Origin of the sequence: Leptolyngbya sp. FACHB-261, assembly GCF_014696065.1 — a bacterium.
GTDB lineage: Bacteria > Cyanobacteriota > Cyanobacteriia > FACHB-261 > FACHB-261 > FACHB-261.
Map to the genome: position 1 here is coordinate 177,635 of NZ_JACJPL010000027.1, position 23,121 is coordinate 200,755.

The 23,121-nt window shown below is 52.9% G+C and carries 25 protein-coding genes; 17 read left to right on the top strand and 8 right to left on the bottom strand.

Going from position 1 to position 23,121, the window contains the following annotated elements; translation table 11 throughout:
* Positions 1 to 44: 44 nt before the first annotated feature.
* From H6F94_RS20425 to H6F94_RS20450, 6 genes are all read left to right on the top strand, one after another.
* Complete coding sequence (locus tag H6F94_RS20425; RefSeq protein WP_242041307.1) at positions 45 to 425, top strand: VOC family protein; 381 nt, start codon at positions 45 to 47, stop codon at positions 423 to 425.
* A gap of 27 nt (positions 426 to 452) precedes the next feature.
* Positions 453 to 1,112, top strand: a complete 660-nt coding sequence (gene upp, locus H6F94_RS20430) for a uracil phosphoribosyltransferase (RefSeq protein WP_190804105.1) — start codon at positions 453 to 455, stop codon at positions 1,110 to 1,112.
* Between the two features lie 173 nt (positions 1,113 to 1,285).
* Complete coding sequence (locus H6F94_RS20435) at positions 1,286 to 1,624, top strand: ssl2009 family thylakoid membrane protein (RefSeq protein WP_190804106.1); 339 nt, start codon at positions 1,286 to 1,288, stop codon at positions 1,622 to 1,624.
* A gap of 103 nt (positions 1,625 to 1,727) precedes the next feature.
* On the top strand, positions 1,728 to 2,000 hold the full coding sequence (locus tag H6F94_RS20440) for a YggT family protein (RefSeq protein ID WP_190804107.1): 273 nt from the start codon (positions 1,728 to 1,730) through the stop codon (positions 1,998 to 2,000).
* On the top strand, positions 1,997 to 2,932 hold the full coding sequence (locus H6F94_RS20445; RefSeq protein WP_199320561.1) for a BtuF-related (seleno)protein: 936 nt from the start codon (positions 1,997 to 1,999) through the stop codon (positions 2,930 to 2,932). The genes H6F94_RS20440 and H6F94_RS20445 overlap by 4 nt, the downstream gene beginning before the upstream one ends.
* Before the next feature lie 260 nt (positions 2,933 to 3,192).
* Positions 3,193 to 3,522, top strand: a complete 330-nt coding sequence (locus H6F94_RS20450) for a hypothetical protein (protein WP_190804108.1) — start codon at positions 3,193 to 3,195, stop codon at positions 3,520 to 3,522.
* A 25-nt stretch (positions 3,523 to 3,547) separates the two neighbouring features.
* On the opposite strand, the gene H6F94_RS20455 is transcribed toward H6F94_RS20450, so the two are convergent.
* Both H6F94_RS20455 and recD2 read right to left on the bottom strand, forming a co-directional pair.
* Positions 3,548 to 4,297 carry an ABC transporter ATP-binding protein gene (locus H6F94_RS20455; protein WP_190804109.1) on the bottom strand — a complete coding sequence of 250 codons (750 nt, stop codon included), beginning with the start codon at positions 4,295 to 4,297 and terminating at the stop codon, positions 3,548 to 3,550.
* Between the two features lie 516 nt (positions 4,298 to 4,813).
* Complete coding sequence (recD2, locus tag H6F94_RS20460; protein ID WP_190804110.1) at positions 4,814 to 7,066, bottom strand: SF1B family DNA helicase RecD2; 2,253 nt, start codon at positions 7,064 to 7,066, stop codon at positions 4,814 to 4,816.
* Positions 7,067 to 7,220: 154 nt separating this feature from the next.
* Between recD2 and H6F94_RS20465 the strand changes: the two genes are divergently transcribed.
* Positions 7,221 to 7,736 (top strand): NINE protein, encoded by a 516-nt coding sequence (locus H6F94_RS20465; RefSeq protein WP_190804111.1) that lies wholly within the window; start codon positions 7,221 to 7,223, stop codon positions 7,734 to 7,736.
* Between the two features lie 122 nt (positions 7,737 to 7,858).
* Here the strand turns inward: H6F94_RS20465 and H6F94_RS20470 are convergent, their stop codons facing one another.
* The gene (locus tag H6F94_RS20470; protein WP_524537854.1) at positions 7,859 to 8,323 is read right to left on the bottom strand and encodes a cupin domain-containing protein; all 465 of its coding nucleotides are present in this window, start codon (positions 8,321 to 8,323) and stop codon (positions 7,859 to 7,861) included.
* A 134-nt stretch (positions 8,324 to 8,457) separates the two neighbouring features.
* On the opposite strand from H6F94_RS20470, the gene thiO reads away from it, so the two are divergent.
* The gene (gene thiO, locus H6F94_RS20475; RefSeq protein WP_313949340.1) at positions 8,458 to 9,537 is read left to right on the top strand and encodes a glycine oxidase ThiO; all 1,080 of its coding nucleotides are present in this window, start codon (positions 8,458 to 8,460) and stop codon (positions 9,535 to 9,537) included.
* A 120-nt stretch (positions 9,538 to 9,657) separates the two neighbouring features.
* A complete protein-coding gene (locus H6F94_RS20480) occupies positions 9,658 to 10,554 on the top strand; it encodes a ferritin-like domain-containing protein (RefSeq protein ID WP_190804112.1) in 897 nt (298 codons plus the stop codon).
* 158 nt (positions 10,555 to 10,712) lie between these two features.
* On the opposite strand, the gene H6F94_RS20485 is transcribed toward H6F94_RS20480, so the two are convergent.
* From H6F94_RS20485 to grxC, 3 genes are all read right to left on the bottom strand, one after another.
* Complete coding sequence (locus H6F94_RS20485) at positions 10,713 to 11,027, bottom strand: hypothetical protein (RefSeq protein WP_190804113.1); 315 nt, start codon at positions 11,025 to 11,027, stop codon at positions 10,713 to 10,715.
* 93 nt (positions 11,028 to 11,120) lie between these two features.
* Positions 11,121 to 12,089, bottom strand: a complete 969-nt coding sequence (gene gshB / locus H6F94_RS20490) for a glutathione synthase (protein ID WP_190804114.1) — start codon at positions 12,087 to 12,089, stop codon at positions 11,121 to 11,123.
* Between the two features lie 42 nt (positions 12,090 to 12,131).
* Positions 12,132 to 12,392 carry a glutaredoxin 3 gene (grxC, locus tag H6F94_RS20495; protein ID WP_190804115.1) on the bottom strand — a complete coding sequence of 87 codons (261 nt, stop codon included), beginning with the start codon at positions 12,390 to 12,392 and terminating at the stop codon, positions 12,132 to 12,134.
* Positions 12,393 to 12,567: 175 nt separating this feature from the next.
* On the opposite strand from grxC, the gene rsmH reads away from it, so the two are divergent.
* The 3 genes from rsmH to H6F94_RS20510 are packed head-to-tail and all read left to right on the top strand — an operon-like array spanning position 12,568 to position 15,929.
* On the top strand, positions 12,568 to 13,470 hold the full coding sequence (gene rsmH, locus H6F94_RS20500; protein ID WP_199320562.1) for a 16S rRNA (cytosine(1402)-N(4))-methyltransferase RsmH: 903 nt from the start codon (positions 12,568 to 12,570) through the stop codon (positions 13,468 to 13,470).
* Positions 13,471 to 13,529: 59 nt separating this feature from the next.
* Entirely contained in the window at positions 13,530 to 14,003 is a 474-nt protein-coding gene (locus tag H6F94_RS20505) for a hypothetical protein (RefSeq protein ID WP_190804117.1), read from the top strand.
* Positions 14,004 to 14,021: 18 nt separating this feature from the next.
* Entirely contained in the window at positions 14,022 to 15,929 is a 1,908-nt protein-coding gene (locus H6F94_RS20510; protein ID WP_190804118.1) for a peptidoglycan D,D-transpeptidase FtsI family protein, read from the top strand.
* Between the two features lie 68 nt (positions 15,930 to 15,997).
* Here H6F94_RS20510 and H6F94_RS20515 read toward each other — a convergent pair whose 3' ends face one another.
* The gene (locus H6F94_RS20515; RefSeq protein WP_190804119.1) at positions 15,998 to 16,447 is read right to left on the bottom strand and encodes a Fur family transcriptional regulator; all 450 of its coding nucleotides are present in this window, start codon (positions 16,445 to 16,447) and stop codon (positions 15,998 to 16,000) included.
* 185 nt (positions 16,448 to 16,632) lie between these two features.
* Between H6F94_RS20515 and H6F94_RS20520 the strand changes: the two genes are divergently transcribed.
* Positions 16,633 to 17,103: an NfeD family protein gene (locus H6F94_RS20520; protein ID WP_190804120.1), complete on the top strand. Its 471-nt coding sequence runs from the start codon at positions 16,633 to 16,635 to the stop codon at positions 17,101 to 17,103.
* An 83-nt stretch (positions 17,104 to 17,186) separates the two neighbouring features.
* The gene (locus H6F94_RS20525) at positions 17,187 to 18,056 is read left to right on the top strand and encodes an SPFH domain-containing protein (RefSeq protein ID WP_190804121.1); all 870 of its coding nucleotides are present in this window, start codon (positions 17,187 to 17,189) and stop codon (positions 18,054 to 18,056) included.
* 57 nt (positions 18,057 to 18,113) lie between these two features.
* Here H6F94_RS20525 and H6F94_RS20530 read toward each other — a convergent pair whose 3' ends face one another.
* Positions 18,114 to 18,269, bottom strand: coding sequence for a hypothetical protein (locus H6F94_RS20530; RefSeq protein WP_190804122.1), 156 nt, complete (start codon positions 18,267 to 18,269; stop codon positions 18,114 to 18,116).
* A 538-nt stretch (positions 18,270 to 18,807) separates the two neighbouring features.
* On the opposite strand from H6F94_RS20530, the gene H6F94_RS20535 reads away from it, so the two are divergent.
* From H6F94_RS20535 to H6F94_RS20545, 3 genes are all read left to right on the top strand, one after another.
* Complete coding sequence (locus H6F94_RS20535; protein WP_190804123.1) at positions 18,808 to 20,151, top strand: UDP-N-acetylmuramoyl-tripeptide--D-alanyl-D-alanine ligase; 1,344 nt, start codon at positions 18,808 to 18,810, stop codon at positions 20,149 to 20,151.
* A 230-nt stretch (positions 20,152 to 20,381) separates the two neighbouring features.
* On the top strand, positions 20,382 to 21,770 hold the full coding sequence (locus tag H6F94_RS20540) for a sensor histidine kinase (RefSeq protein ID WP_190804124.1): 1,389 nt from the start codon (positions 20,382 to 20,384) through the stop codon (positions 21,768 to 21,770).
* Between the two features lie 342 nt (positions 21,771 to 22,112).
* Positions 22,113 to 23,117, top strand: coding sequence for an energy transducer TonB (locus H6F94_RS20545; RefSeq protein WP_190804125.1), 1,005 nt, complete (start codon positions 22,113 to 22,115; stop codon positions 23,115 to 23,117).
* Positions 23,118 to 23,121: the final 4 nt, after the last annotated feature.

A 23,121-nucleotide genomic window follows, 5' to 3' on the forward strand; every position in this document is an offset into this window, starting at 1 on the left:
ACCTGCCTGCGTTGCCTATGGGATTAACATTGAGTGCTTGCCTAATGACACTGGCAGCGGCCGATTTACCCAAACTTCGAGATTTCTACCAGCAAGTTTTAGGCTGTCAACCTCAGATTGATCAGCCCTTTTACATTGAATTTCAATTACCAGGTCTGCGCCTAGGCATTTTTAAACCAGAACAAGCTGCCGCACCATTGACCACTACACCTAACTCTCCAGCCAGTCCTTGCCTAGGTAGTCTTTGCCCAGTCAGTCTTTGTTTAGAGGTTGCAGACCTGGAAGCGGCAATGGCCCATCTGGCTACTTTAGGCTTACAACCGAGCAGCTCTCTCCGTCAGCCCAGTCACGGACGAGAAATCGACTATTATGATCCGCTGGGTACACGCTTGATTCTGTACCAGCCAATTGCTCGCTTATCATGAGGGGTGCCTTTCCTTCTAGATCACCTTATGACCCTGCAGCTGCGTGTGTATGTCAAAGAACATCCCTTGATCAAGCACTGGCTGGCAGTGGTGCGAGACCAAGATACACCCAGCTCCATCTTTCGCAGCGGCATGACCGAATTGGGGCGCTGGTTGACCTATGAAGCGATTCGAGATTGGCTGCCTACTCGAGAGGGCACGGTACAAACGCCACTCGCCGAAACTCCAGCCACCTTTATTGATGCGGAAATTCCGATTGCGATTGTGCCAATTTTGCGAGCAGGTCTAGCGCTCCTGGATGGCTGCCAACCCCTACTGCCTCTGGCCTCGATCTACCACTTAGGTTTTGCTCGGGATGAGGAGACTTTAGAGCCCCATTGCTACCTGAATAAACTGCCAGAGCAATTGGACCCACGCACTCGAATTTTGATCCCAGAGCCGATGCTAGCGACCGGCGGCACTATCGTGGCAACCATGGCTGAATTAACACGCCGAGGCATCAATCCTGATTTCACCCGCATTATTGCGGTAGTTTGTGCTCCCCAAGCACTTCAGAAGCTAAGTAATCTCTACCCAGGCCTGAGTATCTACACAGCGATGATTGATGAGGGACTCAACGAGCATGGCTTCATTGTGCCGGGCCTGGGTGATGCCGGTGACCGTACCTTTGGTACTGGATTGGGATAAAGCCTAAGAGTTTGTTGATTGGAATCAAAGAGTCAATCTGATGACTCTCAAGGCCCTGACTCAGGACTTTGGACTGAAATCCTGATAACTCGCCATAAAATCTCTGAACACTGGCATAGACGGGTTTTCGCACAACTCGCTATGCTGAATGAGCTGTTATACAGTAGGGGTCCATGAAAGAGCGTTCAGATGGCTTTCTCGCGGGGGTAGCCTTGGGAGCAGCAGTCGGCGGCGTTCTCGGTGGTCTAATCGGGGTGGTCGTGGGCTCCCGCATAACTAAGGCGGGTAGTGAAGAGAATTTGATTACCGAAGCTTCTAGCCCAGAGCTGAACGGTGCTGCGCCTCAGCCGCGCCAGGTCAGGCCGCGTCGGGTCGAGGACCCCCGACGCGGCCTGGAGGATAAAATCGCTCAGCTCAACGAAGCTATTGATGCGGTACGAGACCAGCTCTCCAGTCCCACTAATCCGCCCAAAAGCGATTCAACTCCAGAGAATGGTGGCCAGTACAGTTAGGCCAGTACAGTTTGGGAAGTAATAGCTAGCAGCAGAGCTTGACTTTGTTGCAGTACGCTAGAGTTGTAAGCGTTGCTGTCACTTGAGAGGACGCAGAGCGAGTATGGAACCCGTCAGTTTTTTAGTTCAGAGCCTGTCCAGCTTCGTGTCAATTTATTTGGCTCTGCTGTTTATTCGGGTCATCTTGTCCTGGTTTCCGACCATTGATTGGTCAAACCCCTTCTTCTCAACTCTGTCTCAGCTCACCGATCCTTACCTGAATCTGTTTCGCCGCTTCGTTCCGCCGCTTGGTGGAATTGATTTCTCGCCACTACTGGCTTTTTTGCTGCTTCAGTTCCTGCAAAGCGCCTTGAGTAGCGCTGTGGGAATGGCTTGAGTCAAGGCTCTCCGGTGCGGATAGTCTCGCTCCTGCCTAGTATTACCGAGGCAGTAGCAGCCTTGGGTGCTGAGGATGAGCTAGTTGGCGTCACTCACGAATGTGACTATCCAGCTTCAGTTCGCGGCAAGACAGTGGTAACGTCTAGCCCCTTGAGTGAACCTGAACTCAGTAGCTCACAAATTGATACTCGGGTTCAAGAGCGCTTTGAGCAGGAAACTAGTTTATACACGCTCCGAGCCGAGGTTCTAGCAGAGCTTCGGCCCGACGTTGTATTTACCCAGAGACTCTGTGATGTCTGTGCAGTTTCCTACTCACAGGTAGAGCGCGTCATCTCCCAACTCAAACCGGTACCCCGGTTGATCTCTCTGGAGCCAACCCGCTTAGGGGAAATGCTCTCGGATTTGCGTACTATTGGTTCAGCCCTTGACCGGACGGACCAAGCTGAGGTGCTTATTGCTAAGCTCAATCAGCGCATCGAACAGGTCAAGCAGCAAGCTGCTCAAGCCAAAACTCGACCTCGAACCTTTTGTTTAGAGTGGCTTGAGCCAATATTCGTCTCTGGTCAATGGATGCCAGAACTCGTGGAGTTAGCTGGAGGAACCTGGTATGGTCCTGGCCTTGGCGAGCCCTCTCACATGATGAGCTGGGAAAGGGTACGCGAGTTCGATCCAGAAGTGTTGGTGATCTTGCCCTGTGGCTTTGAGATCCCGCGCACCCTTCAGGAAATGCAGCTTCTAACAGAGCGACCCGGTTGGAGCAACTTGAGCGCTGTTCGCAAAGGCCGTGTTTACGTTACCGACGGCAATGCTTACTTCAACCGCCCCGGCCCTCGCTTAGTTGAGAGCTTAGAAATCTTGGCTGAGTTGTTGCATCCTGAGATGTTTGCGGGACTGGCCCCGACAGAAAGTTTTCAATCCTGGTTGCAGTAAGTCTCAGCTGTACCAGCTTCTACACAAGCTCCCAGGGTATCTATCATGCTCATGCTTGCTTGTCAATTTGTCAAGGGTTAGACTCGACTAGATCTGGGGCTACCGTTCTTCAGGATCTATAGATAATCGAATACATTTCTTAATGACTATTTCGCATATACTCAGTTTGTTTTGGGAAAGTTGGTTGACTAGCCCCCGTTTGGCCAACGCCCAAGCTGATTCCTGTGGTGTGCCCCTTGGATATGATGAGCGTAACCAGCATGACTGATCTCAGACTGAATCGTTTGGAAGATCTGACGCAACAAATAGCCCAAACAGTTCTGGCAACCACCGAAAATTTGGACCGTTTGACTGAGCGCGTAGACACTTTGACCCTACACGTGCAGCAGCAGAGCTGGCAGATCCAGGAGCAGGGGCACCAAATCCAAGAGGTCACTGCCCAGTTGCAGCAACAGGGTCAACAGGTATTACTGCTCAGCGAATCCGTACGCACTCTGGCTCAAACCCAAGACGAAGGCTTCAAGCGGATTGACCAGATCACTGAGGCTCTGCAAGCCCTAATCACCACCTTGGAGTCGGGTCTTGGGTAGTCAGAGCCGTCTCAGTGACTGACAGCTAGTTGTGAGGAAAGGCTAGCTCAGAATTGTGGCTAACCACGTGACCATCCTCCATGTAGATAATACGGTCGGCAACATCTAGAATTCGCGGGTCGTGGGTGACCATTAATACGGTTCGGTTCCGCTCACGCGCCAGAGTGCGCAACAGGTCAACGACAGCCCGACCAGTTTGCGAATCCAATGAGGCAGTTGGTTCATCAGCCATGATTAAAGGTGGGTCGCCAGCGAGGGCTCGGGCAATGGACACCCGCTGCTTTTGCCCCCCGGAGAGGTCGCGAGGAAAACTGTGAATTTTGTTGCCTAGCCCCACTTGCTCCAGCAGATCTTGCGCCTCAAGACGAGCCTCACGCCCCCGGATGCCTTTCAGATTCAGGACAACTTCGACATTCTCCTGTGCTGTTAAAGCGGGCAAGAGGTTAAAGCCTTGAAAGACAAAGCCGATATTTTTGAGCCGGAAGCGAGCGAGCCGCTCAGAAGACATTTCATTAATTTCTTCCCCTAGCACCTCGACACTGCCGCTAGTAGGAGTGAGAATGCCTGCCAGGATCGACAGTAGCGTCGTTTTGCCCGAGCCTGAAGGCCCCATTAATAGGACAATTTGACCAGCATCAATATTAAGGTCCACGCCCTGCACTGCCCGGATCGTCTCAGAACCACTGCCATAAGTCATAAAGACCCGGCTGGTAGAGATGACTTCAACGGGCTCCTTCAGACGTGGGACTGAGGTGGCCTGGATTAACGTGGTCATGGCGCGGCGATCCTAAAAGGTTGGGAATAAATGTTAGGGAACAACGGAAAAATCAGGGCCTTAATATAAGTTTATCTTGTTCCTCTACCTAAAGAAGTAAGGGAATGATGCAGAACACAAGCCTAGGAGCTAGTAGTTTTAGAAGTTGCTGTGAACCAGGCCTCTAACTGCTTTTTTCCTCTACTTTTCCAAGGTACTTAGAAAGTTGGCGCAGGTCACGGGGGGTTTGTGACACTTGGCTTTCCGGTTTAGGAAAACCACCGACTCACTAACGGATCATGCTATTCACAATGACGGAAAAGTGTCTGGCGTAACATCACCTTAGTGGGCGATCTTATCGTTTATGCAGTCCTACTGAGGTTTTGGAACCAGCCTGTTGCAGTAGCCCGTTCAAAGGATTGCGAGCATAACATCAGTCAGGAATCTCTAGTAAATCTCTGTTTGGAGGGTTGTCTATTTTGTCTTTTGCAGTAGAGCTTCAATGACAAAGACGCTGAACCAAATAGTAGAGTTCCACTAACCGGGATGGCCACGGACAAGACGTTTGTTAAGGGCGGTGTAGCGCTCACTGTCTTTAACCTGGCGGACTGCCATACCAATCGCCTTACGGGTACCGACCAGTACAGCTAGACGTCGGGCTCGGGTTAGCCCGGTATAGAGCAAGTTACGGCTGAGCATCGTGTAGTGCTGTGTATGAATCGGCAAAATTACGACCGGACACTCACTCCCCTGCGCTTTATGAATGGTGATTGCCCAGGCCAAAGTCAGGGTATTGAGGTCAGCACTGTCATAAGTCACCAGCCGTTTGCCAAAACGGACCGTGACCTCCTGCTCTTCAAGATCAATGGCGGCAATGATGCCGAGATCGCCGTTAAACACCTCGCGGTCGTAGTCGTTGACCTGCTGGATGACACGGTCGCCCACCCTGAGAGTCAGCCCTCCTCGTTGCACCTCAGCCCGTCCTGGACCCGCAGGGTTAAGCTGCGCTTGCAGCACCTGATTAAGGTTGCGCGTACCCACCTGCCCTCGGATCATGGGCGACAGTACCTGCACATCCTGATTAGGAATAAAGCCCAAGTCGGGGATCAAGTGCTGCAACACGTCCTGAATACCCTGCACAACGTGCTCAGGTTCATTAGCCTGCAAAAATAGGCAATCGGAGCTGGGCTGCGCCCGAATCGGTTCAAGCTCAGGATAATTGCCCTGGTTAATCTGGTGGGCATTAGTAATGATGCGGCTACTGGCAGCTTGACGAAAGACGGCGGTGAGGCGAACGACTGGCAATTGCTCAGAGGCAATCAGATCTTGCAGAACCTTGCCAGGGCCAACGCTGGGCAGTTGATCAATATCGCCGACCAGCAGCAACTGAGCGTCCAAAGCAATCGCCCGGACCAGAGCGTAGGCCAGAGGCAGATCAAGCATGGACGCTTCATCGATTACGAGGGCATCAGCCTCGATTGGGTTCTCCCGTCCCCGCTTGAAGTCAGCGGTTCGAGGATCGAATTCGAGCAGACGATGTAAGGTTTTGGCCTCCTGCCCGGTCACCTCAGCCAAACGTTGAGCCGCTCTACCTGTAGGAGAAGCTAAGGCCAGTTTGCGTCCCATCGCCTTCCACAGAGCAACGATTGTGCGGGTGGTAGTGGTCTTACCAGTCCCAGGACCGCCGGTCAGGATCAGAACCCGACTGGAGGCTGCCAGCTCGACCGCCTGACGCTGCTGTTCGCTGAGCTGGATTTGATACTTGGCGGTGAAGCGGTCGAGCCAGTTCTGGACCCTTTGACTATCGACACTCAGAGGTAGCGCTGCCCACTGACGTAGTCGGTTCGCCAGGTTTTGCTCGGCGTGGTAAAGCGAAGGGCGGTAGCACACCATTTCGCCTTCTAGCCCCTGCATGACCAGCTCATCGCCAATCGCCATTTCGTAGAGCAAGGCTTTGATCGCCTCAGCATCGGGCGTAAAGTCCTTGAGGGACAGCAGGGCAATACCGCGCTCCACTAACTCGGCAATGGGCAGATAGCAGTGTCCCTCTTCTGTAGCGGTAGCGAGGACGTGGACCAGACCAGCGCGGTAGCGGTGCTGGGAGTCGGGGGCAATGCCTAGATTACGAGCAATGGTATCAGCAGTGATAAAGCCGATTCCCCAGATATCTTGAGCCAATCGATAAGGGTTCTGGCTGACGACAGTAATCGCCTCATCGCGGTAGGTCTTGTAAATCTTGACGGCATGGGTTGTTGAAACGCCGTGCCCCTGCAGAAAGACCATCACTTCCTTGATAATCTTTTGCTCTTCCCAAGCACTGGCGATCATCCGAACGCGTTTTCTGCCAACTCCCGGTGCTTCCCCTAGGCGTTGGATATCATTTTCAATGATTTCTAAAGTCTGTAGGCCAAAATGCGCAACGATTCGCTTGGCAGTGACTGGACCAACCCCCTTGATCAGCCCAGAGCCCAGATACTTCTCGATGCCGGTTAGAGTTGCTGGTTTAGTTTCCCGATACTGATTGACCTGAAATTGCGGTCCGAACTTGGGATGGTCTCGCCACTGGCCCTGCAACTGCAGAGTCTGTCCTGCCTGGATATTAGGAAAATTGCCAACGATGGTGGTCAGCTCACGCACGCCCCGGACTTGTAAGCGAGCCACCGTGTAACCATTCTCAGCACTATGGTAAGTCAGGCGCTCAACCACACCCTGTAGAACTTCGAGCGGCTGAGTTCTTACCTCGGGGCTGGGGGCGGCGCTAGACTCAGGCTCGGTCCTGTATGAGGCCATCGTCAGGCAAGGTCAGGAAAATCAGTTAAGGCAGTACCTCAACTCCAGGTTAACCTCTGCAAGGTCAGCTAATCTAAGGCTCAAAATTTGGGGCTCGAAGGCGAGAGATAGCCTGAGCTAATCTGAACACAGCGCTAACCCAGATTAATCGACCATGAGTGCTGTCAAATCCTCAGAACGCTCAAAAAGTACAGCCTATGCTCTATGGTGTTTAGGGTTTATTGGGCTATCGGGATTCCATCGGGTTTATACCGGCAAGTATCTAAGTGGAACAATCTGGCTTCTGACTTGGGGTGTATTTGGACTGGGTCACTTAGTCGATCTGCTGCTGGTTCCCGGTATGGTCGACGAATACAACCTCAAACAGCGCCTGCTCTATGGCTCAATGACAGCTCCTCGGGAGCTAGTACTACGGCCTGGTGAACAGGCAACCTACCAGCTCCAAACGGATCCGGAAGCAGAGCATAACCGCTTAGTGCAACAGTTGCTGGCTGTTGCGCAGCAAAAGAGCGGCATGATCACAGTCACTCAAGGCGTTCTTGCCACTGGCAAAAGTTTCAGAGAAGTTGAGGCTGCCCTCAAACGCCTACACGCTGAAGGCTATGCAGCCATTACCAACCACCCAGTCAGTGGGGCAGTGGTGTATCAGTTTGATGAGCTGATTGAGTAGGGGCTAGTCCCCCAAAACGCTCTGCATCATCTGCACAAACAAGTGCACAAACAAAGCGCCCAACAGCTAATCATGCTGTGGGCGCTCCTATGTGACCTGGAGGAATGCTTTAAACGGGCTGGCTACTTCTTCTTACCGTTGCTGCTAGCTTTTTCTTCGGTGCGAGCATAATCATCCTGGAAGCGAATGATGTCATCTTCGCCCAGATATTCACCATTCTGAACCTCAATGAGGACCAGGGGGATCACGCCAGGGTTCTCCAGGCGGTGGTTGGTGCAGGGGGGAACATAGGTCGACTGGTTGTGACCCAGTAAGGTCTCTTGATCACCACAGACAACCCGGGCGGTTCCAGAAACCACAATCCAGTGCTCACTGCGGTGGTGGTGCATCTGGAGACTAAGACGGTGACCGGGCTTGACCTCGATCCGCTTGATCTTGTAGGCTCGGGCTTCTTCTAGGATCGTGAAGGAGCCCCAGGGACGCAACTCAGTTGCGGCCTTGGCTGAAGTCACCGATACTGCAGCAATCGGCGGCATTTCTTGAGCTTGGGCCATGACGTTATCTCCCGTTCCGACGAGGGATAACATAACAGATGGATTCTGAGCTGACCTCCGCATAGACGTCCAACTCCATCAATTCACGCGAATTCTTCATGTTCTGACCTGCAACTTCAGAGCAGCTTAATGTTGATCTTCTTCTGAGTCTTCTGGTTCGAATTGCGGTGAGTTCTTTGGTTAATCCAACTTGTGATGTCCTCATTGCGGGGGGCGGTATCGTGGGTCTGGCCACCGCCGTTGAACTGGCCCTGCGCGGGGCTCAAGTCACGGTGTTGGAACGGGGGCAATGTGCGCGGGCCGCTTCTTGGGCGGCGGCAGGCATGCTGGCACCTCAGGCAGAAGCATTACCCTCTGGCCCCTTGCTCGAGCTGGCCCTGCGTAGCCTGAGTTTGTATGCGGATTGGACAGCCAAACTCGAGACACTGACTGGCCTCAATACCGGTTACTGGCCCTGCGGCATTTTGGTTCCGCTGCTGGCTGAGCATCAAAACCAACTATCCTGCCAAGAACGGCCTCAAGATTGGTTGAGCGCTGATGCGATTCACCAGTTACAGCCTGGTCTGAGCGCTCAAGTTATCGGTGGTCGCTGGTTAGCGCAAGAGGGACAGGTAGACAATCGCCTCCTAGCTCAAGTATTGCTCGCGGCAGCTCTGCAACTGGGTGTTGACGTCCGAGAGCAAGTTGAGCTTGAACAGTTTCAGAGTGATGGTGATCAGGTTAGGCAGCTGCTCACCACAGCAGGAGAATTTCGAGCTGACCATTACGTGCTGGCAACTGGAGCCTGGAGTTATGAGCTACTTAAGCTTCCGGTGACCCCACGCAAGGGCCAAATGCTTGCCTTGCAAGCGCCAGAGCCGCCCTTTAAACGCGTTCTCTACGGGGAGGACATTTATCTGGTGCCTCGGCAAGATGGACGGGTTGTGGTCGGGGCAACCAACGAAGCGGTTGGTTTTACAAAAGGCAACACAGTTGCAGGCATTTCTGCCCTGTTGAAGGGCGCCACTACTCTGTTTCCAGCACTGGCAGAGCTGACAATCGCTGAGTTGTGGTGGGGGTTTCGACCCGCTACGCCCGACGAAGCACCGATTTTGGGACCTAGCCCTTGGCAAAATCTTGTGCTAGCAACCGGACACTACCGCAACGGCATCCTATTAGCGCCGATCACAGCTCAGCTCATTGCCGATTTTTTGCAAACAGAAGCTGTTGACCCCTTGCTCTCCGCTTTCCGTTGGGATCGTTTTTAAGCAGATTTTTCAGCTCATTTCGCAGCAAAGCGTGAATAAAGTTTGGGATTACGCGATTGCCTTAGAGAAGCTAGGCTAGAATCTGAAAATTAGGCTTTACAAAAAGACATAAAGGGTCAAATGGCAGTCACTTACCCCCGCAAGCTGCGCAACCAACTTGGCGCTCGCGACATCCTGAGCCAGGTTGTACGCGACCGAGAAATCCACCTGATTACCCTCAATCGCTATCGCTATAACGAGCAGCGCTCCTGTAAAGATTTAACAGATCTGATCGAAACCCTTAATGGTCAGCCCCGTGAACTGGTTCGCGACCTGTCGCATCACGTGGCTGATGAAGCTCGCCATGCTATGTGGCTCACAGATCTGTTGTACGAACTGAATTTCGACATTGGGACTCCCCCTGGCTCATCCTACATTGATGAATTCGAGCGTTTAATCGACCGAAATCTGAGCTTGGAAGACGGGATCATTGAAGCGTTAGCAGCGATCAATGTGACCGAAAAGCGGGGCTGTGAGTATTTCTCTGCTCACATCAAAGCCCTCAAAGATGCGCCTCAAACCGAGGAGAACATCAAGATCCGTGAAACGATCGAAAAGATCATGCCGGAGGAGGCCGGGCATGTGCGCTGGGGCACCCGTTGGTTGGCCGAAGTTGCTCGGCAGAGCCCAGAAAAGCGCCTCAAGGTTGAGCAGGCTAAGCAAAAGTATGCGGCTATTGAGCAAGCAGCCTTTGAGGCAGGCATGGATATTACAATTGGCGCTGAGTTACGCCGTGTCGAGAAGTTAGTGAGCGTTGCCAATACTATGCCCCTGTGGGAGCGTCCGGCCTACCTCATGGAGCGTCTACCCCAAACCCTCTTGGCACCCGACCTTCAACAAACCCGAATCATGGCAGTGCAGAAAGCTTGGGAACGTGTAAACGCTGATCCCAAGGCATTTATGGAGCGGTTTGTGCCCATGTTTCTCAGTGGGCTGAACGGCAAAATGCCAACAGCCCCACAGCAGGTTGAACCGTAAATACTGAAGCGCCTACAGACAAGCAGATGTAGAACTAGGCCAATGCTTAGCCTCAGCTAGGTTGTGACCTTGGCATAGCTTCGCTTTACAGATGGGTCAATCTAGGTTGACCCATTTCAATTGGGAATTTGTGAGTTCTAGACAATTTCTAAACACTCTCAAGCCAGTAGCTGCTGCCAGTAGCGATCATAGTCATTGCTGCTGGCAGTAGCGCTTACACCGGAATGCATCATTACCTCGGGCAGGTATTGGTTAGCAGGGCGAGTTGTTTTCCACTCAGTCGAGAGCTGCCGCACTAGTTGCCGCGCCTCATAATAGGGCACCCCCACTGTCTGAGTCAGCATTAAGGCCACATCTTCAGGGCCACAGTTCTGACAGTAGGCCGCCTGAACTAGTTGAACCATGCGCTTACGAAGCTGATCGCAACTAATCGAACACTCAAACTCTTGCAGTCGGTCTTCCCAGTGCAACATACGCCAATGGAACCTCTGAGTTGCCAGTTTTTCAGTTAGGCATCAGAGTAGCCGACTTCTGCCAAGATTGGTTGTCGCTGTAGCTACGAGTTGCTAAGAAGGTGGATGTTGCTCGATCCAGGCGACGACCTGCTCTCCTAGTCGTGTACCAGTCAGTCGATCAGCTTCGCGGATTCCCGTGGGGCTAGTGACATTCACTTCAGTTAAATAGCCACCGATGATGTCGATGCCAACAAAAATCAGACCGTCCCGCTTGAGGGTGGGGGCCAACTGAGCGCAAATTTCTCGCTCCCGTGCCGTGATCTCTGTTGCGGCCACTCGTCCACCGACTGCCATGTTGCCGCGAAAGTCGCTACCTGTAGGGATGCGGTTCACTGCGCCAATAGGCTCTCCATCCAGCAAAATGATACGTTTATCGCCCTCTTTAGCCTGAGGCAGATAGGCTTGCACCATGACCGGCACTTGCCCCATGTAGGTACTGACTTCTACTAAGGAGTTGAAGTTACGATCGGCGGGATCCAAGAAGAGAATACCTTCTCCAGCCTTACCGCCTAGAGGCTTGAGCACAGCAGCGCCCTGGCTTTCTAAAAACTGACGGATAACCTTCTTGTCCTGACTCACTATCGTTTCAGGAATGGCACCACTGAATTGCAGGGCATACATCTTTTCGTTGGCTGCCCGGATTCCAGCCGGAGTGTTGATCACGCGGGTTTTGGCGGGATCAACATAGTCGAGAATGTAGGTCGCGTAGAGGTAGGGAACTGTTACAGGGGGATCTGTGCGCATGAACACAGCGTCCATTTGATCCAAGGCCTGCAAGCGCCGATCGCCAATGCTGTACCAGGGATCAGCTGCCAGCCACCGACCCTCAACTAACTGCACTGCCTCTAGATGGGCCTGCTCTAGCAAAGCCCAAGCCCGGCCCTGCACAACACTGAGCAGTTGCGCACCCGTGATCCAGACCTCATGGCCAAGGCGACAAGCTGCTTCCATAATCGCCACGCTAGTATCGTGGGTTGGATCTAGCTTGGCAATCGGGTCAATGATGAAGGCAAATTTCACGCCTTGAATGCCTCATAAAGATTCAGCCTAGATTTACAACACCTAGGCTTGCAATAGGGGATCGAGTTTACCCATTCGATCAAGGGCATGAATATCATCGCACCCACCAACGTGCTGGTCGTCGATAAAAATTTGAGGTACCGAGCGTTTGCCATTAGACCGTTGCGACATTTTAAATCGCGCCTCCTCGTCGCCGTCGATCGAGTATTCGATGTAATCTACCCCTTTACTGTCGAGTAGACGTTTGGCACGGACACAAAATGGGCAAGCTTGCCAGGTGTAAATCTCAATACGGGGGGCCATAGAAACAGGTGTATTAGAAACCTTTTCCAATTCTACGGTTGCCTATTGAAACTTATGGCAGAAGCCTCTGTTTTTTAGGCGGAATTTAAGTGATTTACGCCAAAGCTGGTCTATCCTAAAGTTTCATCTATTGCATAGCTGAGCAACTCTCTTGCCGTCCTGCTCTTCACCCTCTTTGCCGTTCCATCACATCCCAGTACTTTGTACTGAGGTTGTAGCTGGGCTAGTGGTGCGACCAGGGGGTCTCTACCTAGATGCAACTGTAGGTGGTGGCGGGCACAGTGCAGCAATTCTAGCGGCGGATCCGACAGCTCAACTTGTAGCAGTAGACCGTGATCCCACAGCCCTTAATGCGGCAAGAGAGCATCTAGCCATCTATTCAGAGCGGGTTCAATTTTGGGCTGGCAACTTTGCTGCCTTTGATCTCGCAAACATTGATCCCGCAATCTTTGGTCTCGGTCGGCGTTTCGATGGCATCCTTGCCGACTTGGGTGTGAGCTCAGCTCAGCTTGATGTCCCAGAACGGGGCTTTAGCTTCCGCCATGAGGCTCCCTTGGATATGCGAATGGATCCGGATCAGGATTTGACAGCAGCGGAGCTGATTAATACTGCCTCTGAGACGGAGTTAGCGGATATCTTTTATCAGTATGGCGAGGAGCGCTTCTCTCGACGCATTGCTAGAGGAGTAGTCGCTGCCCGTCCTCTGCAAACCACAACCCAGCTGGTTGAAGTGGTGTTTCGTTGCCTACCTCGCTTCTCTAAGCGAGGTGACCACGGTCGCATTCATCCAGCAACGCGAGTCTTCCAGGCCCTACGCATTGCGGTTAACCAGGAACTTAAAGCTTTGGAAACCTTCTTGCAACGGGCACCAGACTGGTTGAATTCAGGTGGTAGAATCGGCGCCATCAGCTTTCATAGCCTCGAAGACCGCATCGTTAAACATCGGTTGCGCGAGGATGAACGGCTGAAGGTGCTCACCAAAAAACCAATCTGGCCCCAGGAGGCAGAGCTAGAGGCAAACCCTCGGGCTCGTTCTGCCCGCCTTAGGCTTGCTGAACGGTTAATTCTCGACCAGTAATTGAGGCGATCACTCGGTTCCATCGCCCGCGCATTTGACTAAGGAGTGAGGTCACCCGGATGAATACGGCTGCCAGACAAGCTTTTGTCCCCCCCCCTCAGCGCAGGCGTTCTACAGAACGCCGGTCGGTGGGACGTCGGCAATACCAGTCTGGTGTAACCTCACTACCCCAGTCTCAACCGTTGCCTCGCTGGCTGGTTTTGTTATTGGTGTTGCAACGCTACTCCCTGGTCACAACTCTCGGTCTGGCAACCTGCACCTTTGGCATCTACGGCTGGTCCGTCTATTCCCAACAGGTCTGGTCCGACCAGTATCGTCAGCTAGAGCAGCTCAAACGCGATGAGCGCCAGTTGACCGGTGCTAACGCCGCTCTCTACGACCAGGCTAGTCGACCCACGCAAGGCCAACTCAGTGGTCTGGTGTTGCAGAAACCTGACCAGACCCTATTTTTGCCACCGGAGCCCCAGCGTCCCTGGCAAACACCCGCGTCCCCACCACTAGAACCTGTACGCTCCTCACCAGTAGGCTACTAAAAGGCAAGGAGTGGCTACATGGCATGGAGTACCCCAACCGGGCGACCTGGGCGTCGTCGTGCCGGGACCAATCCTCTTTCGTCGCGCCGGTTGCTCATCGTTTGGATCGTGCTACTGCTGGCAGGTTTAGGCTTAGTGCTGCGTCTGGTGACCCTACAGGTTCAGGATGGCACCAGCCTAAGGGAAAAAGCTCGACAGCAGCAGATGGTCGCCTTGCGACCCTTTATCCCGCGCCGTCAGCTTGTTGATCGCAATGGCACAGTGCTGGCAGTGGATAAGCCGGTTTACACGCTGTTTGCCCATCCCTTTCTCTTTGATCCCGGGGTGACACCAGCGGACGTTGCGGCCAAGCTCTCACCGATCCTAGAAAAGCCCATTGATCAGTTAACTGAGCGGCTCTCTAAGGAAGACACCAGCATTCAGCTTGAATACTGGATGTCCGAAGATGTAGCAGACCGCATCAACCGGCTGAACATTAACGGTTTGGAGATGGTGCAACAACAGCGCCGACTCTATCCCCAACAAGAATTGATGGCTGAAGCAGTGGGCTACGTGAATGTAGACCACGAGGGTCAAGCGGGCGTGGAATACGCCCAGCAAAAGCTCCTAGAGCGAGATATGAAGCCGGTGATGCTGTCCCGTGATGGGCACGGCTCTTTAGTTGCGGCCAATGTTCCGCCGGGCTTTCTCAATGCGGATCAAGTCTCAGTGCAGCTGACCTTGGATACACGCCTCCAGCGCGTCGCTCGTTATGCCTTGCGGCAGCAACTGCGCAACTATCGAGCCAAGCGCGGTGCCGTGCTCGTGATGGATGCCACCGATGGCTCGATCTTAGTAATGGCCTCTGAGCCGACTTACAATCCCAACCAGTACTACAACTACGATGTCAGCCTGTTTCGGAACTGGACGGTTACAGACCTCTACGAACCTGGCTCAACCTTCAAACCAGTTAACGTTGCTATTGCGCTTGAAGCTGGAGCCATCAAACCTGACACAACCTTTTACGACGAAGGCCAAATCAGCGTTGGCGGCTGGCCTATCCAAAACTTCGACTACCGAGATGTAGGACCAAACGGCGAAATAGCAATCCCGCAGATTCTAGAGCGCTCCAGCAATGTGGGCATGGTTCATATTATCCAGCAGCTCGAGCCTGAAGTTTACTATGGCTGGCTGGAGCGGTTAGGGCTGGGGCAGACAACCGGGATCGATTTACCCTTCGAAAGTTCTAGCCAAATCAAGGCGCAGGACCAGTTCACGGCTTACCCGATTGAACCAGCGACTACCGCCTTCGGTCAGGGTTTCTCGCTGACGCCTATTCAGCTTGCTCAGTTTCACAGCATGCTAGCCAATGGCGGACGTCTAGTCGTGCCCCATGTTGTGCGTGGTCTTCTGAACGAGCAACGGGAGCTGTTCTGGCAACCCTCTCTGCCGCCGCCGCGCCAAATCTTCTCCACGAATACAGCACAGACAGTGGTGAGCATGATGCAGGGCGTGGTTGACAAGGGCACAGGCCGCCCCGCCTATGTCCCTGGCTACCGGATTGCCGGTAAAACTGGTACTGCCCAGAAAGCAGCTCCGGATGGCGGGTATATGGAGAGCGCGAAAATTACTAGTTTCGTCGCAATTTTTCCAGCCGAAGCGCCACGCTACACAGTCTTAGCAGTGATCGATGAGCCCCAAGGCGAAGATGCATTTGGTTCGACGGTTGCCGCACCTATTGTCAAAGCCCTTGTTGAAGCGATTATTACTAGCCAAGGCATTCCGCCCAGCCATCCTGACGAAATGCCACCTTTAGGGAGCACGCCGACTCCTGGCCCTTTTGATAACGGTGCTTTAACTCCAGATTCTCCAGACTCTGCAGAGGGCAGCCAGACTGAGGCAGGCAGCAATGCCAGTCCCATGCCAGAGCCGACCAGCACTCCCTAGCGACCGCTTCTAGCTGAGTTTTTAGATGCAGTGCTTTCTCAGTTTGCTAAAGCTTGAAGCGAATAGTCCTAAGCGAAGACCAGAGAGCGCTGGCACTCTGGACAAACTGCATGAACAACGAGTTGGCAATCCTGTAGCTTGTAGCCCTCGTGCTGAGCAACTTTACTGCCGATCTTGAGCACAGAATTGCTCTTGAACTCAATAATGCGGTTGCACTTGACACACACCAAATGGTGATGGGGGCGAATCAGCTCGTAGTGCTTGTGTCCTTCTGCCAATTCCAGCTCGCGCAGAATTCCCATCCGAGCCATCAACTTCAAGGTGCGATAGATCGTAGACAAGCTGGTGCGGCTACCTTGCACTCTCAGTTGGTCGTAAAGATCTTCAGCACTGAGGTGATCCCCTTGTTTGAGGGTCTGAAAAACGTTCAGAATCTCTTCCCGTTGAGGGGTCAATCGCCAGCCCTTCTGGTTGAGTTCTGCCTTCAGCGACTGTGCTGTGACCACGTAGGAGGACATCTATAATTTTCAAGAAAACCTGCTTATTGAGAATCATACAAAATGATCGCTAGCTTCGGCTAGCCCAAGGTGTAACCCTAGACAAGGCTTCAGCCGGGCAGAACCCTTAAGTTTTGTTTCAATGACGAGAGTGGTCAGGTGATACTAGGGGTGAGGTGCATCGGGCTTGACAGCCCAATTTTTCGATGATGATCTTGCTCTCCATCCTGCCCTTAGCTTCAGCAACAACCCTGTGGTGGTTGGGAGCTGGGTCCCTACTCCTATTAGCTCTTAGTGCTCCCGATCCTGCTCTACCCGCTATGGGCATTGCCGCATTCTTGATTGGGCTACTCATTCTGAAGGTCAGCTTACCGGCGTTGGTTCAGGTATTTGCTTGGGGTATTTTATCGACGGCGATCACACTCCTGCTGCGTTGGTTTGTAGTGCCCAAACAGCGTCCTCCCGAGAGCCTGAGTGGAACAGCGGAGGCACGCACTTTAACACCCATTCAGGCTGGCTATCCGGGTCAGGTATTCTATGAGGGAACCAGTTGGAGTGCTCGCTGTGAAGTGCTCAAGCCAGGGGAGACAATTGGGGCTGAGCGATGGGTTTATGTCGTCGGACGAGAGGGAAACACACTGGTTGTCGTTCCACTGACCTACTTCGACGCGGTCTAGATCAAACGGGCCAAACCCACACCTCCAGATAACAGCCTTATCAGAAACCAACAGTCAACAGAAAAAACGGGAGGAGAGGCAAAATGGGCGCTCTGATGCTGCTGCTGATTGTGATCGTTCTAGTCGCTTTTTATGTGACCCGATCGATTAAGCAAATTGAGCAGGGCAATGTAGTCGTTGTGGAACGGTTGGGACGATACAGCCGAACACTACAACCCGGTTTGAATTTGATGATTCCGTTTTTTGAGCGTATTGCGGTCGAGTACTCAATGCGAGAGCAACCGCTTGATGTCCAACCACAGCAGTGCCTCACCGCAGACGGGATTTCTGTGATGGTAGATGCGATTATTTTCTGGCGAATTATTGATCCTTACCGCGCTTACATTTCGGTGCAGGAGCTCAGACCTTCTTTAGGGAGTTTGGTTCAAGCCTTTCTGCGCAGCGAAATTGGTGAGATGGACTTGAAAGAAACCTTCGCCTCGCGAGCCGAAATCAACCGAAAATTGCTGAAAGAAGTGGATAGCGTCACTGAGGGCTGGGGCGTTAAGGTCACCCGAGTCGAGATCCAAGAAATTAAGCCACCGCAGCAAACTTTGGATGCAATGGCTCGTGAAGTCGAAGCTCGCAGCCTTAGGGAGGCGACTGAAACCGAGGCCAAAGGTAATGCTGAGGCAACCCGCACTGAAGCCAAAGCCAATGCTGAGGCGATGAACATGATTGCTAACGAGCTAAGCAGGGGTAATTACTCAGCAGCAGCTCTGCAATTTCTGATTGCCCAGAATTACCTCAAGACTAGCGGTGATCTTAGCCAGAGCCCAAACGCCAAGGTTCTGTTTATGGACCCCAATTCACTGCCCGGTGCAGTTCAAGGAATTCTTTCAATGTTGGAAGGAGGAAAACGAGGTGAACCTAACGACTCTCCCGACTCCTCCAATGGCAAACCCAACGCTTAGACAGAATGCTTACATCAAAGTCTAGAACAGCAGCATGAATAAGCTAATGATGCTACCCTAGAAGCCAATTCCTAGAGCCAGCGCTGTTAAGCTGCCACGGATTGCGTAGGGGTAGCAATCGATCATTTGGTTGGTAAGCTCAGTTTCACAGATCACATAATTAGATGTCTGTGCCGCAGAAAAGCGAATAGAGGTGGTTTCTTGTCCCAACATGCTGCGACTCCAGAGATAAGTCTATGTAATGTTTTATGAGCAAGCTTTTCTGACCGGATTGGAGAGGAATTGGAAGCTTTCGCCCTGAGCACCTTGGGCACCAATACCACTCTCAGTAGCTTTATTATGCTGACTATTAAAAGCCAATCACAATAGCAGTTTCCCCGAGACTTAACCAATGAGTCTTCAGCTCAAGCCAGTAATAGTGCTGAAGGATAATAAGGGTAGACACATCTGCAATATTTCGGTCTGGTTACTGACAGGCAGACATCAAAAGTACAAATCTGCGCAGGCTACGTCCCCCCATAGGCCTGAGGCAGCTACTACTCAGATGTCGGTTAGCCATAAAAACCTTGCCGTAAGAGCGCTGTTACCTGAAGCGTACCGTTTGAGGAATTTAGTTTCAGCACCCAAAGTAATGTACAGGCTCAGGTATACCCTGTCAACAGAGACTTCTACCCATGCCTGCATCGGTGAGTTACAGCTGGATGGTAGATTAATCAGGACTTTATGGAGGCTTTGAGGCCTGCACAAATCCATGCCTTGCCAGAGTAGCTTAGCTCGAATTGCTGAAGGTCTCGATGCAGAGCCTGTGGGTGTCGATCTATCCCAATCTTTCCACGGAGTCTCCACTGATACACGCAGCCTCCGACTTGGACAACTGTTTGTGGCGCTACGAGGTGAGAACTTTGACGGTCACCGGTTTGCCAGTGCAGCCTTAGCCCAAGGCGCGGTAGCCGTACTTGCTGATATGCCTCTGGCAGTACCTCATTTACGGGTTGCTGATACGCTCAAAGCCTATCAGGACTTGGCTCAGTGGTGGCGACAGCAGTTTGCGGCACCAGTCATCGCAATCACGGGTTCAGTTGGCAAAACGACAACTAAAGAGTTGATTGCAGCAGTTTTGGCAACCCAAGGCAAAGTGCTCAAAACTCAGGCCAATTACAACAACGAGATTGGCGTACCTAAAACCCTATTGGAACTTGGGCCGGAGCACAGCTATGCCGTGATTGAGATGGGCATGCGCGGTGCAGGTGAGATTGCCCGTCTCAGCCAAATTGCAATTCCCGATATCGCTGTGATCACCAACGTGGGAACAGCCCATATTGGTCGTCTCGGTTCAGAGCAAGCTATTGCTGAAGCTAAGTGTGAATTGCTGGCTTCAATGCCAACAGCAGGGACAGCCGTTCTAAACCACGACAACGCTCGCCTGCTGTCAACAGCGGCAACGGTTTGGCAGGGCAAAACGTTAACCTACGGGCTAGAGGGGGGCGATCTGCAGGGGGAGCTGCTTGATCCTCAGACCCTTCTGGTTGCTGGCGTTGCCTTGCCCTTACCTCTGCCCGGTCGTCACAATGCCCTCAACTATTTAGCAGCTCTAGCCGTTGCTCAGCTGCTTCAGGTGAACTGGGAACCCCTAAAGGTTGGCCTGTCGGTGCGCTTACCGGATGGACGGGCTCAGCAATACCAGTTCGCCAACGATGTTGTCATTCTGGATGAAACCTATAACGCAGGTTTAGAGTCAATGCTGGCAGCTCTGCACCTGCTGTCCCAAACTCCGGGTCAGCGACAGATTGCAGTACTGGGCACGATGAAGGAGCTAGGCGAGCGGTCGTTAGAATTTCACCGCCAAGTTGGAGCCCAGGCTCGACATCTCCAGCTCGACCGGCTGCTAATTTTGGAGGATGGGCCGGAAGGAGAGGCGCTAGCCGTGGGAGCCACGCCTTTGCCCACTGAGCGTCTCCTAACTCAAGCAGCCCTTGTTGAAAGATTACAGCAGCTGATTCAACCCGGCGATCGACTCTTATTTAAAGCATCTCATTCTGTAGGGTTAGACCGAGTGGTTGAACAACTACGGACAACACTTGCCAATGCCTCATAAGCTCAGTTCCTCGCAATAATACTGAGCTTTCATGTGACCTCACAGCCGAGGTTCCAAATCTCGCATAATCCCCGAGATAGTCTCAGCTAGGATTGGGCCAACCTTGATATACCTACTTCTGGGCTTCCAGACAGGTAGTTATTTTTACGGGGGGTTTGGGATTCGGTATGCTGGGATTCAGTAGGCAGACGCTTGCCAATGAAATTTTTGAGAGTAACCCTTTTTGCAGTTTGAGTTTGGTTCCAGCTCAAGTTCGAGAGCAGCAGCGCAACCAAACGCTCAACCGGTTAGGGCTTTTACGAAACAGCGTTGAACCGATCTTTGAAGAAGCGGTTCAACGGGTTAGCCGCTTTTTGCCGTTGCCGCTCTGCTTACTCAACCTGGTCAACCATGACCAGCTCCAGGTTCGAGCGGCCGTGGGACTTTCTAGCCTCAGTCGGGTTGCTGGCAGTTTGCGCTTCACCACAAATATTGCTTCCTTTGACACACTGAACCTTAACCAATCACGACAGTTTCCCTTAGCTGAATCCTTTTGCGCTCACGTCATTGATGCACATCAACCGCTAGCAGTCACAGATACTTTGGCAGATCCTTACTTTTCGAGTTCCCTGCTGGTGCAGCAGTACGGAGTGCGCTCCTATTTAGGTGTGCCTCTGATCAGCACTGGGGGAGACTGCTTAGGGACTTTGAGCGTCATGGATCTGTCGCCGTACAGCTTTACGACTCAAGAAGTCGAACTTCTGGAGTTGGTTGCGCAATGGGCTGTGAGCGAAGTTGAGCGTCGTTACCTCTCCAGTGCTCAGGCTGAACAGTCTTCTCAGCCTAGACTCACCAGCCCAACCAACCGGACTAAGGCTGGGCTGCTGAGCCAGGTTTCCCAGGAGTTGCGCACGCCCCTCACGTCTGTGCTGGGCATGACCAGCGTGCTACATCGCGAAGTCTTTGGGCCTCTCACCGCTAAGCAGCGGGAGTACCTAGATGTCATTCACCGTAGTGGCCAGGATTTGCTATCGCTGGTGGACGAATTGTTGGATTTAGGGGCACTTGATGGCGATACCTGCGAGTTGAATTTAGTAGCAGTAGACATCGAGATGCTGGGTCAGCAAATTCTCAAGACCGCCAGCCACAGTGCTGCTCGACGCCAGCAACAGTTACAGTTGTCGATTGAGCCAGGTTGCCGGCTCTGGGTTTTGGACAAATTGAAGGTGCGACAAATGCTCTATCACCTGCTGATGCATTTGCTCCAAAGCTCAGCTGAGGGAGGTGTGGTACAACTACAAATCACCAGTTCTGCCGATTTGCTGTCTTTGGCGGTCTGGAGTTCAGATGGATTAGTACCGGGCAGCCTTGGCAGTCCTGCCAGCTACTACAGCAGCCCTCTTCCAGCAGACTTCCAGTTCATGGATCAGGTGGCGTTACGACAGCTAGATGTACCAGTAGATGTACCAGCCAGCGGCTTAGACGCCCTGGCGATCTTGGAATGGGAGAAGAGCTTGAGGCTCCTATTGAGCTACCAACTCGCTGAGCTGCACCAAGGCAGTTTAGGGCTACAGGTCATGCCTGCCTCCAGCACTGGCTTCTGCTACAGGCTCGATCTACCTCAGCTCACTCTGGCTTGAGGCCTACTCTCGGCCCTTTTGCAGAGAAAATTAGTCTTTCTCTGCTGTTTCAACAGCCCACCAGGGCAATTAACTATTGGAAGCTGAAACAGACGGTGCAGTAACTCCGTCTGTTTTCTTATTTGCGTGGCTAACTGTCTTAATACATCTACACAGATTTAAAGCCCACCGACCTCAAGACCTACAGAACCAGTGTGGCCAAGAGTTGCCTGCCAGTGATTTGTTTCAGGCATCCGGTTTGAGAAGCTGCTCTAGTGAAAACAGACAGAACCGCTTAACCTGGATTCTCAGCAGTCCCCCCTGTTCTCCTTTGTTCCTGCCCTAGAGTCTATGAATCCTGTCATGCGCAAGCGCAGATTCCCCAAGGGCCTATCAACCCGCTTGCAAAACCCTTTCTGGCTTGCATTGGTGGGTTCGTTGGGCCTCCATGTTGTCTTGTGGCTAACGGTTGCCCAAAATCCCCTCAGCGCAACCTCGACGCCCGAGAAGCTGGCCCCAGAATCAATGGTGAACTTGGTGGACCTGCCTACAACTGACACTCCACTAGTCGATCAAGGTGCCATCTCTGCATTACCTCAACAGGTGTCTCCCTCGGTGCCGCCTGCTCCCCCAGATCCAACCCCTCTGCCCGATCTGCTGCTGCCGCCCCTGCCGCCTCTACCTTCCCTAACAACGGTGGTCCCGGCTCCACCTGCGGCGCCCGCGCCAGTACCAACGCCAGTACCAACGCCAACAGCATCGGCAACACCTACCCCCCCCTCGGTTGCTCAGAGTACGCCACAACCAACACCAACGGGGGCAGCAACACCTACAGCGAGGCCAACTCCTGGCATTTTTAATGACCCGATCTACAGCCGCAGGCCCCAAGCTCAGCCCACACCTCAATCCACGCCTCAACCCAGCTCAGCTAGTTCAGGTACCTCTAATAGCGAGGGAGCATCTACTCTCACGCAGTGGTATCAGCGGCTAGCGGCTAGTTTGCCGCCGGGAGCCTCCCTCTCTCCCAAATACGTTCGCATTCAGGCAGGCCCTGCTGCCCAGCAGGAGCTAGAGGGCAAAGGCATCACTGGTTGGGTAACGCCAACCTACCCAGAGCAGGCATGCTCTGCTGGCGTACGGCCACAGGTCAGTATTGCTGTTGCCGTTAACGACTCAGGCAAGCGGTTCGGGGCCCCAGCCCTGGTCCAGGGTAGTGGATCAGAGCCCTTAGATAATGCAGTTTTGTCAGCTCTGTTGAAACTGGAGTACACCAACGCAGGCAGCGATGGGTATCGCGCTTTCATATATCTTGTGACTATGGAGCCACCCGCTAACTGCCGGACGGCTGCTGATTCTGAGCGTCCTTGATGAT